Annotated in this window: 14 protein-coding genes and 2 pseudogenes; all 16 read right to left on the bottom strand. The window is 49.7% G+C overall.

From position 1 onward, the window contains the following. Positions 1 to 64: 64 nt before the first annotated feature. Positions 65 to 400: a helix-turn-helix domain-containing protein gene (locus M0651_RS07750; RefSeq protein ID WP_248551270.1), complete on the bottom strand. Its 336-nt coding sequence runs from the start codon at positions 398 to 400 to the stop codon at positions 65 to 67. 387 nt (positions 401 to 787) lie between these two features. Then, the gene (locus M0651_RS07745) at positions 788 to 1,594 is read right to left on the bottom strand and encodes a response regulator (protein WP_248551269.1); all 807 of its coding nucleotides are present in this window, start codon (positions 1,592 to 1,594) and stop codon (positions 788 to 790) included. 133 nt (positions 1,595 to 1,727) lie between these two features. Beyond that, positions 1,728 to 2,378 (bottom strand): annotated as a pseudogene (locus tag M0651_RS24360) (DUF8832 domain-containing protein); the annotation flags it as partial. A 252-nt stretch (positions 2,379 to 2,630) separates the two neighbouring features. Then, positions 2,631 to 5,033, bottom strand: a pseudogene (locus tag M0651_RS07740) (heavy metal translocating P-type ATPase); the annotation flags it as partial. A gap of 39 nt (positions 5,034 to 5,072) precedes the next feature. Beyond that, a complete protein-coding gene (locus tag M0651_RS07735; protein WP_248551268.1) occupies positions 5,073 to 5,273 on the bottom strand; it encodes a copper ion binding protein in 201 nt (66 codons plus the stop codon). A gap of 173 nt (positions 5,274 to 5,446) precedes the next feature. Then, complete coding sequence (locus M0651_RS07730; protein WP_248551267.1) at positions 5,447 to 5,770, bottom strand: metal-sensitive transcriptional regulator; 324 nt, start codon at positions 5,768 to 5,770, stop codon at positions 5,447 to 5,449. Between the two features lie 58 nt (positions 5,771 to 5,828). Further along, a complete protein-coding gene (locus tag M0651_RS07725; protein WP_248551266.1) occupies positions 5,829 to 7,160 on the bottom strand; it encodes an MFS transporter in 1,332 nt (443 codons plus the stop codon). Between the two features lie 133 nt (positions 7,161 to 7,293). Beyond that, positions 7,294 to 7,929, bottom strand: coding sequence for a TetR/AcrR family transcriptional regulator (locus M0651_RS07720; protein WP_248551265.1), 636 nt, complete (start codon positions 7,927 to 7,929; stop codon positions 7,294 to 7,296). A gap of 29 nt (positions 7,930 to 7,958) precedes the next feature. Continuing rightward, positions 7,959 to 8,789 carry an MBL fold metallo-hydrolase gene (locus M0651_RS07715; RefSeq protein ID WP_248551264.1) on the bottom strand — a complete coding sequence of 277 codons (831 nt, stop codon included), beginning with the start codon at positions 8,787 to 8,789 and terminating at the stop codon, positions 7,959 to 7,961. 108 nt (positions 8,790 to 8,897) lie between these two features. Then, complete coding sequence (locus M0651_RS07710) at positions 8,898 to 9,107, bottom strand: hypothetical protein (protein WP_248551263.1); 210 nt, start codon at positions 9,105 to 9,107, stop codon at positions 8,898 to 8,900. 28 nt (positions 9,108 to 9,135) lie between these two features. Further along, positions 9,136 to 9,849, bottom strand: a complete 714-nt coding sequence (locus M0651_RS07705; RefSeq protein ID WP_248551262.1) for a CPBP family glutamic-type intramembrane protease — start codon at positions 9,847 to 9,849, stop codon at positions 9,136 to 9,138. A gap of 133 nt (positions 9,850 to 9,982) precedes the next feature. Beyond that, positions 9,983 to 10,582 carry a short chain dehydrogenase gene (locus M0651_RS07700; protein WP_248551261.1) on the bottom strand — a complete coding sequence of 200 codons (600 nt, stop codon included), beginning with the start codon at positions 10,580 to 10,582 and terminating at the stop codon, positions 9,983 to 9,985. 17 nt (positions 10,583 to 10,599) lie between these two features. Then, positions 10,600 to 10,803 carry a heavy-metal-associated domain-containing protein gene (locus tag M0651_RS07695; protein WP_248551260.1) on the bottom strand — a complete coding sequence of 68 codons (204 nt, stop codon included), beginning with the start codon at positions 10,801 to 10,803 and terminating at the stop codon, positions 10,600 to 10,602. A gap of 129 nt (positions 10,804 to 10,932) precedes the next feature. Then, entirely contained in the window at positions 10,933 to 12,417 is a 1,485-nt protein-coding gene (locus M0651_RS07690) for a nicotinate phosphoribosyltransferase (protein WP_282577821.1), read from the bottom strand. Between the two features lies 1 nt (position 12,418). After that, on the bottom strand, positions 12,419 to 12,988 hold the full coding sequence (locus M0651_RS07685; protein ID WP_248551259.1) for a cysteine hydrolase family protein: 570 nt from the start codon (positions 12,986 to 12,988) through the stop codon (positions 12,419 to 12,421). A 336-nt stretch (positions 12,989 to 13,324) separates the two neighbouring features. Then, a complete protein-coding gene (locus M0651_RS07680) occupies positions 13,325 to 13,867 on the bottom strand; it encodes a DoxX family protein (RefSeq protein WP_248551258.1) in 543 nt (180 codons plus the stop codon). Between the last annotated feature and the right edge of the window lie 8 nt (positions 13,868 to 13,875).

The raw sequence follows: 13,875 nt of genomic DNA, 5'->3' as shown, positions 1-13,875 counted from the left end.
GCAAAAATCTTCGTCTACAAAAAGTTATGAGATTTAACTGGTCCCTCGTAGGATGGAGATATAATCACACGTTTGATCTCAACCTATTTTTTAGTTCAACTATTTCAATAATCTCAAGCTTATCATAATCATTCAATTTTCTATACCCCTCTAATAATTGCTCCTCACTAACGTCTTTATATGTAGTTCCATCATCTGCTTCGCTACCAGTCAATAGCCAGTTAAGATTTACATTATATTGTTGTCTAAGTGATATTAATGTTTCCGCAGATGGATTAATATTGCCCATTTCTATTTCGCTTAAATTACCTTGAGAAATCCCAATACTCTTCGCAAATTGTGTTTGGTTAAGATTGTTTTCTTTCCTAATGCATTTTATTCTGTATCCTATGTCTTTCATCCAAATCCCTCACTGTTCACTTATGTAAATTAAGTTAGTTAGAACATGCTTCGACGCACTATGTCTAATTGTAGAAAAGGGGGCCCTTCATAATTCTCATCGGGCCCCCACTAGTTGCTTCTTACATTTCTCCAAACATGTAGTTCCATACTTACTTGTCCCACACATTTAGTTAACTGGCATTTTCCAATTCAAAATGTAACGTGGAGACCCTGGTCAAACCAGGTTCTCCACTCGCCACTTATAATCATCAGTACATAACATTAAACCCTTAGTACACAACTTACTTGCCTAGTACACAACATTAATACAATTAGTACTCGACATTTAGGTTAGTACACTACATATTTACATCTGGTACACAACACTAATACCAAATTCCAGAAGTTACAAAGCCATAATGGACTCATATTCAGCGATGGTGTCTTCCTTAACTGGCGGCTGTGATTGGACGTAATTCTCCCACGCATCCACGTCCAACTGGATATTTTCAATCTGGAGCAAATAGCCATCCGATGCATTTGTCAATTGAAAGTGATCATGGTAGGGCTCCAGCGTTTTTCGTATATGATAAATTGTCGTATATAATTGCGAGTATGCTTTATTCGGATCTTGCTCCGGCCACAGCAGCTCGATAAGCAGCGATTTGCGGACCAAGTGCCCCCTGTTCTGCAGTAAATAAAGAAACAATTCCTGAGCCTTGGATGTTCGCCAACGAAGCAGCGTGAAATGGTTCTCATCGGACTCAATCATGGCTTGTTGAAACATCTTCATATTGATCGTCGAGTTTAGCGGGGATATCTTGTTGAAATGAACAGCTTTTACAGCCCCTGCCCTTAAACGTTCTTGAATACGCTGCAGCGTCACCGTTAATCGTTCAATGCCAACCGGTTTCATAAGATAGTCGAGGGCGTTTAATTCAAACGCTTTGATCGCATATTCATCATATGCTGTACAAAAAACAATATTTAATTCCGGCTTGCTCTCCAGTATCCGTTCGGCTAATTCGATTCCATTTATTTCAGGCAGTTGAATATCCATAAAAGCGACATCCGCTTCATGATGAAGAATAAATTCGAAAAAAACTTGTGGATCGATAAACTTCTCTATAATCTCAATATCCGCAATTTTTCGAAGTAGATGCTCCAAGTAGTTCAAAGCTAGCTTTTCATCATCTAGTAGAACAACCTTCATGATATTCTCCTTTGACTACATCCCATTTCGTACTATTCCAAATTATAGCATATAACGAAAAAGAAGCCGAGCGATCTCAGGAGCAAATGCCTGATTTCGGCTCGGCTATAGGTTGAAAATATGCAAAAATCCTTTAAGGAACCTCTACCACAAAAGGTACTGTAAATACTTTGCCGTCTCTTTGGAATTGCCCCCATATTTTATAGGTGCCTGAGCTTGGGAAGCTCGTCATGAACTTCGCGTCCGGTCCCGTCGCTTTCTCTTCCAGCGGGTGGACATGGAGATACTCTTCCGTATCCTCGCTCAGAATAACGACATGCCCCACCGCTCCCAAATACTGCTCCAAATCCGTTATCGGCTCTTTCGTCTCCGCATCGGCAAGCTTAAAGGCTAACTCGAAATCCTTGCCCGCTTCCGGATGATCGTTCACAAGCGTTACTTCTACTCCGTCCACGACTTTGGAATGGGATTGATCCTGCGTTAGAGGCACTGCCTCGGCAGCAGCTCCGTCAATGGTGATCCACTCGGTCTGGGTCGTCTTGCTTCCGCCGGACGGAACATAATCGGCAATCAACTTATACTCCCCGCCGGCAGGGAAGCTGTTCGTGATCACGAATTCGCCTTGGCCGTTATACTCGGGATGAATATGGTTGAAATACGACAGATCCTTGCTGACCACGATCAGGTGCAGCAGCTTCTCATGCTCAATGTCGAAATCCTCGACCGGATTTCCCGCTTCATCCTTAATCTGAATACGGATAGAGGTCTCTTCTCCTGCTTTCGCATTATCCGCTTGCCAGAACGCCTCCGTCACAATGGACTCCGCCTCGTCGCTGTCGCTTCCATGCGCGTCAGACGCGCCATGCCCATGTCCGGCCTCCTCTTGCTGCGCCGGTGTCTCTCCATTATCCGCCACAGGCGTATTCGCCTGTCTGCCGAAGCCATAGCCGGCAAAGAACGTCATCACAACTAACAACAATATGATCGTAAACTGTCTTCTGCTCAACCGGTCGTTTCTCTCCTCTGCTTTTTTATCGACATGCTGTAATCGAAGGGCGTTAAGCACAACGCTTACCGAACTCAAAGCCATTGCCGCTCCAGCGAGCCAAGGCTCCAGGTAGCCCATAGCCGCAATCGGAATGCCAATCACATTGTAAGCCAGCGCCCAGAACAGATTTTGCTTGATGTTGATCATCGTCTTCTTGCTCATGGAGATCGCGTCGGGAATGCTGTTCAAATCGCCGCGCATTAACGTCACATCCGCAGCTTCCATCGCCACGTCCGTTCCCGTCCCGATCGCCATTCCGATATCCGCGGTCGCAAGCGCCGGAGCGTCATTGATGCCGTCTCCGACCATCGCTACCTTCTTGCCTTGCTCTTGGAGCTTTTTCACTTCATTCGCCTTGCCGTCTGGAAGAACTTCCGCACGTACATGGTCGATTCCAACCTGACTTGCGATTGCCTTCGCGGTACGCTCATTGTCGCCGGTAATCATGACAACTTCGAGACCGAGCTCTTTCATACGGGCAACCGCCGCGCCGGATGTTTCCTTGACCGTGTCCGCCACGGCTACCATCCCGGCATACTGGCCGTCGACGGCAACCAGCATAGCCGTCTTGCCTTCGGACTCCAGTCTGCCCATCTCTTCGAACGCTTTGTCCGCCTTCACGCTGTATTGCGCCATGAGCTTACGGGTGCCGATCATGATGCCCCGGCCTTCTACCACGGCCATAATGCCGTATCCCGGTATCGCTTGGAACGATTCCGCCTGCGGGAGGGCAATTCCTTTCTCCCGGATGCCTGCTACGATCGCTTCAGCGAGCGGGTGCTCGGAATTTTTCTCCGCTGCGCCAACCCAAGCGAGCAGCTGCGACTCTACAAAACCGTCTTCGACCCGAACATCCGTCAATTCCGGCTTGCCTTTCGTTACTGTACCTGTTTTATCCAGTATTACCGTAGTAATGCGGTGGGTATTCTCCAGGTGCTCGCCGCCTTTGAACAAAATGCCCATCTCAGCTGCGCGCCCGGAGCCTGCCATAATCGACGTCGGCGTTGCAAGACCCAGCGCGCAAGGGCACGCGATAACGAGCACGGCGATCGCTTTCTCAAGCGCGGCGGCTACATCGCCCGGTTCTACGGCGAAATACCAGATCAAGAAGGTTAACACCGCGATGCCGACAACGATCGGAACGAAGATCCCGGATATAACGTCCGCGACCCGCTGGATTGGAGCCTTGGATCCTTGCGCTTCTTCTACGACTTTAATGATCTGCGACAGCGCCGTTTCTTTGCCTACCTTCGTTGCCTGTACCTTCAAAACCCCGTTTTTGTTCAGCGTCGCCCCGATAACCGGTTCGCCCGCCCGCTTCTCCACGGGGATGCTTTCCCCGGTTAACATCGATTCGTCTACGGCCGAGACGCCTTCGACAACGACACCGTCGACCGGAACCTTCTCGCCCGGCTTCACCAGGAACACATCGCCGACAACGACGTCTTCTACCGGCACATTCATTTCCTCGCCGTTCCGAATGACGGTAGCCGTCTTAGCTTGAAGGCCCATCAGCGACTTGATCGCTTCGGAGGACCGCCCTTTCGCTAACGCTTCGAACAGCTTGCCGAGCAGGATTAAGGTAATGAGCACCGCGCTCGTCTCGTAGTACAGCGCCTCCGGCACTTCCCATACCGTAACATACAAGCTGTAAAAGTAAGCTGCCGACGTACCGAGCGCCACCAGCACATCCATGTTCGCGCTGCCGTTCCGCAGCGCCTTATATGCCCCGACGTAAAATCTGGCTCCGATAAAAAATTGAACGGGCGTTGCCAGGGCAAACTGGAACCATGGCTCCATGAATATGTCAGGCGACCATATCCAAGATGTGAAGGAGAAGTGGCCGACCATTGCCCATAATAACGGGAATGTTAATATCGCAGAGATGACCAGCATCCATTGCTGACGGCGAATTTCCTTCTGCCGGTGGTCGCCGTCGTTTTTGGCTTCCGCCTTGAGCTTGGCTTTATACCCCAGCTGCTCCACCTTTTTGATCATATCGGAAGGGCTGACCATAGAGGACATGTATTCCACATGGGCGGTCTCAAGCGCGAGATTCACTGTCGCCTTCACGCCCTCCAGCTTGTTAAGCCCTTTCTCTATGCGAGTCGCGCAAGCCGCGCACGTCATGCCCGTAATATTGAAGTCGACGGTTTCCTTCACCGTGCCATAGCCCAAATCTTTAATCTTCTGCTCTAGGCTGGACATATTCACCTTATCCGGATCGAATTGAACGGACGCTTGCTCGAGCGCAAAATTGACATTTGCTTGGGACACGCCCTCGAGCTTGCTCAGCCCCTTTTCGATTCGGTTAGCGCAAGCCGCGCATGTCATTCCTGTAATTTGAAAAGTAGCGTTTTGATCGGCATTGCCTGCTCCAGACTGACTCATCTGTATCACCTTTTCCGAAAGGCCTTAACGGCCATATTGTTAAACTACTTCGTACCCTTGATCCTCGATCGTTTCCTTAATCTTATCCAGTGTTAGCTTCGTTTCGTCGAAATAGACCGTTACGCTGCCGGATTGCAGATCGACCTTCGCCTCCGCCCCCAGCTTTCCTACCGCGCCTTCAATGGAATTGACACAGTGGCCGCAGCTCATTCCTTGCACATTGAATCGTACGTTTTGCATCGTTCATTCCTCCAATATTTATCATCTGACTCCATAATAGTATACCCCCCTATAGTATGTCAAGCGTATTTTCGCTCCTTTTTTCCGCCCAAAAAGATCGCCCAAAAAGAAAAGGTTCGTCCTTAGGAGCGAACCTCTTTACGCCTCTGTCGCCGCAACCGCGCAGAAAGCCGTTACTTCATTAATTTGTTAATGGTGACCAGCAGCTCGTTAATGATATGAGGATCGCCTTCCTGGATCTTCTCCACGACGCAGCTCTTCATGTGCTCCTCCAACAGAAGCTTCCCTACCCCATTCAAGGCCGATTGCACGGAAGCAATCTGATTGAGCACGTCGTCGCAATACGCGTCCTTCTCGATCATGCCTTTAATGCCGCGAATTTGCCCCTCAATCCGATTTAAACGGCTCGTTAAGGTCGCTTTCTTCTTATCGGAGTTCGGACTGTGATGGTGATGATGCTTATGTTTGCCTGTTTCCGCTGCCGTTTCGTTTTCCATGGCTCATCCCTCCTAATGTATAAATTATACCCTAGCCCCCTACTCTAAGCAAAGCGCATTAAGCGGCGGCCGGCAGATTTCTTCTGCGGAAGAAAATCAGCAGGATGATGCTGACTGCGGATACCGCTCCGCTAACGATAAACAGAGGCTGGAAGCCGTTGTCATAGGTTGCGAGGAACAAGCCCGCGATGGTCGGTCCCATCGTGGAGCCTAAGGAACGGAACAGACTAATGTATCCTACGGCCAAACCCGTCTCTTGGGGAGGCACCACTTGCAATATAAGCACATTCAGCGGAGCGCCGATAATGATCCCGATTCCGAACCCCATAATAGCGATCAGCGGGTAGAACAAGCCTAATGTATCAACCCCGGCTGCCATTGCCGCTCCTGCTGCAAGGGTTAAGGCGAATCCAAGGATAAGAACCCGTTTCGCTCCTGCTTTATCGACTAAATATCCGCCGACAAGAGACGCGAGTACGGAAGCGATAGCGAGCGGCGTCACGCTCATGCCGGCTGCGCCTTTGGAAAGGCCAAGCACGGTTTCCGAGAAATACGGGATCAGATTGGTAGCTGACGCCATGACAAAGCCGGATACCATAGACGTTAGCAGCAGGGCTAATGTGCTCCCATTCGTGAAATAGGCAAGCTTCATAACTGGATCCCGCGATTTGCGTTCGATCATAACGAGAAGAGGAATGAGTACGACTCCGAGTCCCAGGAATCCCGTGCTTTGGAGAGTTATCCCTAACATAATCGATAGAATGATGAGGGTCAGGACGACAATGCCAGATACGTCAACCTCTTTCTTCACGATCGCCTGTTCTTGCTTCATTCTAGCGACAAGGACCAGAATAACCGCCGAAATCGGCACGTTAATGAGAAAAATCCACTGCCACTCCATATTTTCTATAATCATGCCGCCAAGCACCGGTCCTAATATCGTGCCCAAGCCGAACACCATTCCGATCAAACCAAGCATCCGCCCTCTCTGTTCAGGCGGGTAAGACATGGCGATCTGCGCGGTAGTAATCGGGAATATACCCCCGGTGCCTATGGCCTGAATAGCCCGTCCGATCAGAAACACGGTAAAGCTTGGGGCCAGGGCTGCCATAACAGAGCCCAGGGCGAACATCGTAATGCCGAAGGCAAAGGTTTGTTTCCGGCCGAAGCGGTCCGACAGCTTGCCGAGCACAGGAATGCTCACTGCGAATAGCAGCGTATAAACCGTAAAGCTCCATACCCCCCACTCGGTATTTAGTTCAAACTCCTGCAAAATGGAGCTTAACGCCGGTCCTACAATGCCATGGTCCAGCGCCCCCATAAAGATTCCAAGAAGTAAGGTTAGAACGGTTGCTCCCCTTGATAAGCCTTTCGAATTAAGCTGCGACATGTCTTTTCTCTCCTTCGTTCACTGTTTATATCGATAATATAGTATACCCCCCTACCCTATGTCAATGAGTAAATTAAAAATATTCCTCTATACGCAAAAAGCTGCCGGTCAACCAGCAGCTTTGCGTAATCGACTACAGCTTTACATAATCGCTGAAGTATTGAATATGCCCTTCCACTCTCTGCTGAAGCTCGTCCGTTTCTTTGTTGTCGAACTTCAGCAGCAAATATTCCGTCATCATCGCGAAGATCGGATATTGATACTCGACGGCCAGCATCCTCGGACTGTACGCGTCCTTGATCTTCTTCTGCTGCTGCAGCAACTGGAAGGCCGACTCCAAAAAATCAATCGTGCCTTTATAAATATAAGTCAATATGACCTCCCGCGCCCGCTGGTCGCGATACTGCTCGATATTCAGGATCCTCCAGATTTGCGTTAAAAGCGGATTCTCGATGGTTCCCTTAAATTGTTCAAAGCCTTGCCGCAAAAAGTCGTCCAAATCCATATGCTGCAAAATCGACTCGAGCTGCTCGGGAGTGGGAAGCGAATTGCCTTCGCTTGCGTTCGTGAATAGCTGATAAATGGATTGCAGGATCTCGTCTTTTGTTTTGAAATGATTATAGAGGGCGCTCTCTTTGATCCCGACATGCTTCGTAATCTCGCGAACGGACACGCCGGAGTACCCGTTCCGGGAAAATAATTCGATCGCCACTTCAAGGATGCGCCGCTTCGTCTGGCCCGTCTCCCTGCTCGGAAACATCGTCTCCATGCTAGATCCCCCTCTTATTCCGGGGCCCGTTACGATCCCGGCTTATTACCATGTTTACCTTCCAAAGCTTGAATATACCGTTCGGCGGATCTTTGCACAGACTCGGAAGCATGAGCTTTGACCGCTCGGTGGAACGCGTTATAAATCCGGTCAAATTTCAATTCCTTCACTCTGTCCGCGATAAGCTTCACCTTGAAGGCAGGCAGCGGAATAAGATTCGGATAGCTGTACATAAAGCTCACCCATCTCGTGTCCTGCACGACTTGAATGATATCCCCGGTGAGCAGAATGCCTTTGCCGTCATTGCCCTGCTCCCAATGCACGACGGTCCCTCCGTCAAAATGTCCGCCTAGACGATGTAAGGCAAGACCCGGCGCGAGCTCCAGTTTTTCTCCGGACCAGAATTGCGTGGAGGAATCCTGTCTCACGACCCACTCCTTGTCGGCTTCATGCAAATAGACAGGGACGTTCAAGGCCTTCGTCCACTCCACATGCGTCGTGTAGTAATGCGGATGCGAGATCGCGATCGCGTTAATGCCGCCCAAGTCCTTTAAGGCTTGCAGGGTTGGTTCATCCAAGTAGGCAACGCAGTCCCATAGAAGCTTAAAATCGCCAGCCTGAACGACATACGCCGTTTGACCGATTGCCAATCTTGGCTTTGTCGTCAGGCTGTAAAGACCGTCTTCCTCTCTTATGAACTCGTTCATGTATGTTTGACTCTCCCTCAGCTCCTCCAAAGTCGTCCAGGACTGCCCATTCGGATTAACGTATTGCCGCTCTTCATCGCAAATGGAACAGCGTTTAGGAGCAACCGGGCTAGAAGGATACTGCGTACCGCATGTCGTGCACAAAAAATACATTTCCGCCACCTCCGGCATCATCATAAAGCTTCGTATATGAATTATATTAAAATGGATCTATCAACACAATAGTTAACGTTCGTTCTTTAGGGTCCAAAAAAATAGAGTTCATTTCATGAGCTGCTTAACCGCGCAACCATGCTCTTCGAGCATCTCGATCATCTCTACAAAATAAACGGTTTGCGAATCATAAGATAAGCTGACCAGACCCTCTTGTACGTTTGTCACCGCTATGATACCGATACTAGCGAAAGTGTTCTGGATTGCTGCTTCTTTGCAGCCGTATAAATGTTCAACCATTAAATTTACGTTATTCATGACGTTCACAACTCCTAGCTAATTACGTTTAAATCGAATATATAAACAAGGTAATGGCAAGCTGTAAATCCATTACATAATGCGCCAAGGCGATCGGCAGCAATCTTCGCGTGCGGCTGAAAATAAAGCCAATCGCGATGCCAAGCGGGATAAACGCGACGAATCGCCACAGCATATACGGCACGTCCGCCACAATCGGGAGGACGATGTGTTGGAAGGCTAAAGCAAGTCCAGCGAGCAGGATGGCTAGCCACTGCTTACCCGTAATCTTCTTCAATCGCGGAAGCGCGTAACCGATGTAGGTCGGCGTTTCAACGAGACCATTGGATAACGGGAAGATGACGAGCGCAATGACGGCCGCCCATACCGGCAAAGGCTGGAACATCAGATCCGGAGGCACGAAGGAACCGAGAATGACAGCCGAGAAGACGTACAGCGGAATCCCGCCGAGCGCAAAGCCTACTGCGAGCAGCCAGGCAAACTGTTTCAAATCCTTCCCTAGACGCTTCTTCTGGAAATCAAAAATACGGCTGTAAGCCTGGCCTTCCCGGCGAAGGAACGAACGAAGAACAATAAACGTCGCGAGGTTGGCCAATATCGCCTGGAAGGGCCACCATCTCTCGGCGGCTTGAAGCGGATGTTCATTCCCAGCCAGCGCGGAAGCGCCGACGATCAACAGGCCAAACAGAATGAAAAAGATCGTGCGCATCAGGAGGGAAGACCATACGAATGCGATACTCATTTGTTTCAACTCCTTTTCGATTAACCTATAAAATTTGGTAACCACATAATAAATGAACGAACGTTAACATGTCAATAGTTAACGTTCGTTCATAAGAAATATTATTTTATGTCCTTAAACTTAGCATACTATCTCAATAGACCGAGTAGGTTTGCCCGGTTTGAATTCCTTCCACGCTTTTCCGGTAAGCCTGAGCAACTCTGCCGGCAGGCACAGGCACAAAGCCAGGGAAATACGGGCCGTACTTCTCGATAGACTCAATCACCATATTGGGACTAACATTGTTAATCCGTATACCGCGAGGCATCTCGCATGCGGCTGACTGGACAAAGGCTCTGATCGCGCCGCCCGCCATCGCGGACGACACGCCGCCTTTGATGGGATCATCCATGATGATTCCCGTTGTCAAAGTAAAGCTGCCTTTATCCTGAACGTGATCGAGTCCAAGCAGAACGAGGTTCACTTGTCCTTTGAGCTTGCTTTGGATCGAAATCTCGTTGTTCTCCGGCGTAAGCTCTTCAAGCGCGCCAAAATAAGTGCTTCCCGCGGTACAAATTACCGCATCCACTTGACCTATGGTCTCGTACATGGCTTTCATGCTTTCTACGGAGGCGATGTCCACCTCAACATCCGCGCCATTGCGGCCCGCCGTAATGACCTCATGCCGTGTTGCTAACTCATCGCGGACCGCGCTTCCTAACGTCCCCGAAGCTCCAACTAATAAAATTTTCATAAGTGCGCTCCTATTCCTTACTCCGCCACAACATATCCCTTATCATGAATGAGTTGAATAATGTTAGCTAATTGCAGCTTCGTTTCATCGAATTGCACGTCTACAGTCCCTTGTTCAAAATTGACCTGCGCGTTTACGCCGCTTTGTTCAAGCGCGCCTTCAATCGAACGAACGCAGGAACGGCAGGACATGCCCGCTACCTTAAGTGTTGCTGTCTGCATTCGGATTCCCCTCCTTTCATCATGATCTAATAAGATAATAGTATACCCCCCTACCCTATGTAAAGTATTTTTTTCTTTTCCGAAAAAAAAACCGACCGCCCTATTAAAAAGGAACAGCCGGTTTAATGATCATGCCATCGAGATCTTTACCTTTGTACGGACTTCTTCAATCCGCCGCATTTTGTTATCCCAGCAAGCTTGGCTTAGGCTCACCGGATATTCGGCTGGATTTAACGTGCGCTTATATTCATCCCACAGCACATTCAGATTGGCCTTCACGAATTCCCGAATTTCATAAAGGCTAGGGATCTGATACACCAGGCTGCCGTTTTCAAAAATGGCATGGTGCAGCTCCCTCGCTTCGAATCCTGTCGCATACTTGGACAAATAGGTGTGTACGGGATGGAACATATGCAGGCGTTCTTCATTTTGCGGCTCTTCGTGTTCCAATGCGATGTAGTCGCCTTCCGACTTGCCGCTCGTCTGATTTACGATCCGGTAGACGCGCTTCAATCCCGGCGTCGAAATTTTTTCCGGATTCGAGCTGATTTTGATCGTATCCGCCATGCTCCCATTCTCGTCTTCAATCGCTATCAGCTTGTAAACAGCGCCCAAAGCAGGCTGATCATAGGCTGTGATGAGCTTGGTCCCAATGCCCCACACATCAATTTTCGCCCCTTGCGCCTTCAGATTAATGATCGTTTGCTCGTCGAGGTCGTTCGAAGCGTAGATCTTCGCATTCGGATAGCCCGCAGCATCAAGCATCCGGCGCGCTTCCTTCGATAGAAAGGCCAGGTCGCCGCTATCTAGTCGAATGCCCAAGAAGTTGATGCGGCCGCCGAACTCGTTCGCGACTTTGATGGCATTCGGAACGCCCGAATTCAGCGTGTCATACGTATCGACAAGGAACACGCAGTCCTTATGGGTTTCGGCATATTTGGCGAAGGCCTTGTATTCGTCGCGGTATGCCTGCACCATCGAGTGAGCGTGCGTCCCCGCCACAGGAATGCCGAACAGCTTCCCGGCTCTGACGTTCGAGGTCGCCTCGAAGCCGGCCAAATAAGCCGCTCTTGTTCCCCAAATCGCGGCATCCATCTCCTGCGCCCGTCGCGTGCCGAACTCCATGCTCAGCTCTTCGCCAACCACTTGTTTGATACGGGCAGCCTTCGTGGCGATCAATGTCTGGTAGTTCACGATGTTCAAAATCGCCGTTTCGATCAGCTGAGCTTCGGCAAGCGGAGCCTCGATCCGCATCATCGGTTCATTCGCGAACACGATTTCGCCTTCCTTCATGGAGCGCAGCGTGCCCGTGAAGCGGAGCGTCCGAAGATATTCGAGAAACCCATCGCTGTAGCCGTCTTCGCGGAGATAATCCAAATCGCTCTCCGAAAAGCGGAAGCCATGCAAGAAACGAATGACGTGCTCCAGCCCGGCAAAAACCGCGAAGCCGTTGTGGAACGGAAGCTTGCGGAAGTACACCTCAAACACCGCTTTGCGGTTATGCATGCCGTCCTGCCAATACACCTGCGTCATATTGATTTGATATTTGTCCGTGTGAAGAGCAAAGCTGTCATCATGGTGATCTAACTTAGGAAGCGCAATCTTGTTGGTCAACTTATATGAACTCCTTTTTCACGACCGTTGCCCCGATCGAGCCTTTGAAATGCCTGAGCGCCCATACATGCCCATCCGGGTCAAAGCTGGCGACAGCATCCTCATGAATTACGATCTCGAACCCTTTGTTATAGGCGTCAACCGCGGTATGGAGCACGCAAATATCGGTACAAACCCCTGCGAGATGAAGCTCGGTAATTCCTCTTGCCCGCAGCTGAAGCTCGAGGTCGGTTCCCGCGAACGCGCTGTACCTCGTCTTATCCAACCAATAGACATGGTCGGCCTTCTTGTTGCGCTGATACACATCCTCCAGCTTGCCGTAAAGCCTGCGGCCTTCCGTCCCCTCAATATTATGCGGCGGGAACAGCTTCGTTTCCGGATGGAAAGGATCGTTCACTCTATGCATATCGATCGCGAATACGACGAAGCCACCGCTCTGAACGAACGTTTCCGTTATCGCTGCAATCCGTTCCTCAATCGCCTGCCCCGGCTCTCCGCAAGTCAGCGCCCCGTCAGCCGCGACAAAATCATTCGTGTAATCGATGTTAATGAGCGCTTTTTTCTTGTCCATCAGGCTCGCCTCACTCAATAATAAATTTTCATGCCTCCGTCAATTGTATAATTCCCGAACTAATCTCATAAGCATGCTCAATGGTAAGGGTAAAGCTATTGCACGTCAACTGCGTATCCGCTGCTCGGCACCCGATCCTGCTGAGCTCGGAATCCCGGACGTGTGGCACAATAATTGACGGACCGCAGCCTGCTCCCACCTGGAATCGCCCAACCATTTCGTACGATATACAATATTTTGGATATGCTGCCTAGTTCCTTCATCTTTTTACTAAGATTTTAACACGATCTGATCCCAACAAAAAAGCCGAGCAGCAATGCTGGCCGGCTTTACTTGTTAAGCATGCTTAATTTTCACCTTCGGATTCGCTGCTGGCGGATTCTTCTTGCGATTGCGGCGGTTCGTGAACAAGTGCTTCAAATACGGAAGAAGATAGTAGTCCGCACCGAATTTACCGGCATTTGCGCCTGCCGCCAGAATGATCGCACCAAGGAGCACCATCCAAGGGTTCGTCGATACGGTACCGGCAAACATGAACATGAAGTTCATCATCAGTCCGAAGAACATCGCCGCCGTCGTCAGCGCTCCAAGCAGCAATCCAATGCCAACCAGAAATTCTCCCCACGGAATCAAGACGTTGATCAGCTTCACATTTGGAATCGCGAAGTTTTCCAGGAAGGCTGTAAACGTTGGATACACCAGTTCGTTAGTTCCTTTATCAAGGACCGGATTAGCGACAGCGCCGTTCAAGAACCCGCCTGCGTTAAAGCCCCCCGTAATTTTGTGCCAGCCCGCCGTCATCCATTCCCATCCCAGATATAACCGAACTACCGTGAACAGCATTGCAGCATACTTGTTTTCCCTAACAAATTTCATCATTTCAACCA

The organism is Paenibacillus mellifer, from assembly GCF_023195895.1.
Taxonomy (GTDB): Bacteria; Bacillota; Bacilli; order Paenibacillales; family Paenibacillaceae; genus Fontibacillus; species Fontibacillus mellifer.
Note: the sequence above shows the minus strand (reverse complement) of the source record. Positions and strands in the feature narration are given on the sequence as shown.

Bases quoted from the DNA above. Each gene is read 5' to 3' on its own strand.
- M0651_RS07695 (WP_248551260.1), bottom strand. From the start codon at position 10,803: ATGCAGACAGCAACACTTAAGGTAGCGGGCATGTCCTGCCGTTCCTGC.
- M0651_RS07700 (WP_248551261.1), bottom strand. From the start codon at position 10,582: ATGAAAATTTTATTAGTTGGAGCTTCGGGGACGTTAGGAAGCGCGGTC.
- M0651_RS07735 (WP_248551268.1), bottom strand. From the start codon at position 5,273: ATGCAAAACGTACGATTCAATGTGCAAGGAATGAGCTGCGGCCACTGT.
- M0651_RS07685 (WP_248551259.1), bottom strand. From the start codon at position 12,988: ATGGACAAGAAAAAAGCGCTCATTAACATCGATTACACGAATGATTTT.
- M0651_RS07715 (WP_248551264.1), bottom strand. From the start codon at position 8,789: ATGTATTTTTTGTGCACGACATGCGGTACGCAGTATCCTTCTAGCCCG.
- M0651_RS07730 (WP_248551267.1), bottom strand. From the start codon at position 5,770: ATGGAAAACGAAACGGCAGCGGAAACAGGCAAACATAAGCATCATCAC.
- M0651_RS07750 (WP_248551270.1), bottom strand. From the start codon at position 400: ATGAAAGACATAGGATACAGAATAAAATGCATTAGGAAAGAAAACAAT.
- M0651_RS07710 (WP_248551263.1), bottom strand. From the start codon at position 9,107: ATGAATAACGTAAATTTAATGGTTGAACATTTATACGGCTGCAAAGAA.
- M0651_RS07745 (WP_248551269.1), bottom strand. From the start codon at position 1,594: ATGAAGGTTGTTCTACTAGATGATGAAAAGCTAGCTTTGAACTACTTG.
- M0651_RS07720 (WP_248551265.1), bottom strand. From the start codon at position 7,929: ATGGAGACGATGTTTCCGAGCAGGGAGACGGGCCAGACGAAGCGGCGC.
- M0651_RS07725 (WP_248551266.1), bottom strand. From the start codon at position 7,160: ATGTCGCAGCTTAATTCGAAAGGCTTATCAAGGGGAGCAACCGTTCTA.
- M0651_RS07680 (WP_248551258.1), bottom strand. From the start codon at position 13,867: ATGATGAAATTTGTTAGGGAAAACAAGTATGCTGCAATGCTGTTCACG.
- M0651_RS07705 (WP_248551262.1), bottom strand. From the start codon at position 9,849: ATGAGTATCGCATTCGTATGGTCTTCCCTCCTGATGCGCACGATCTTT.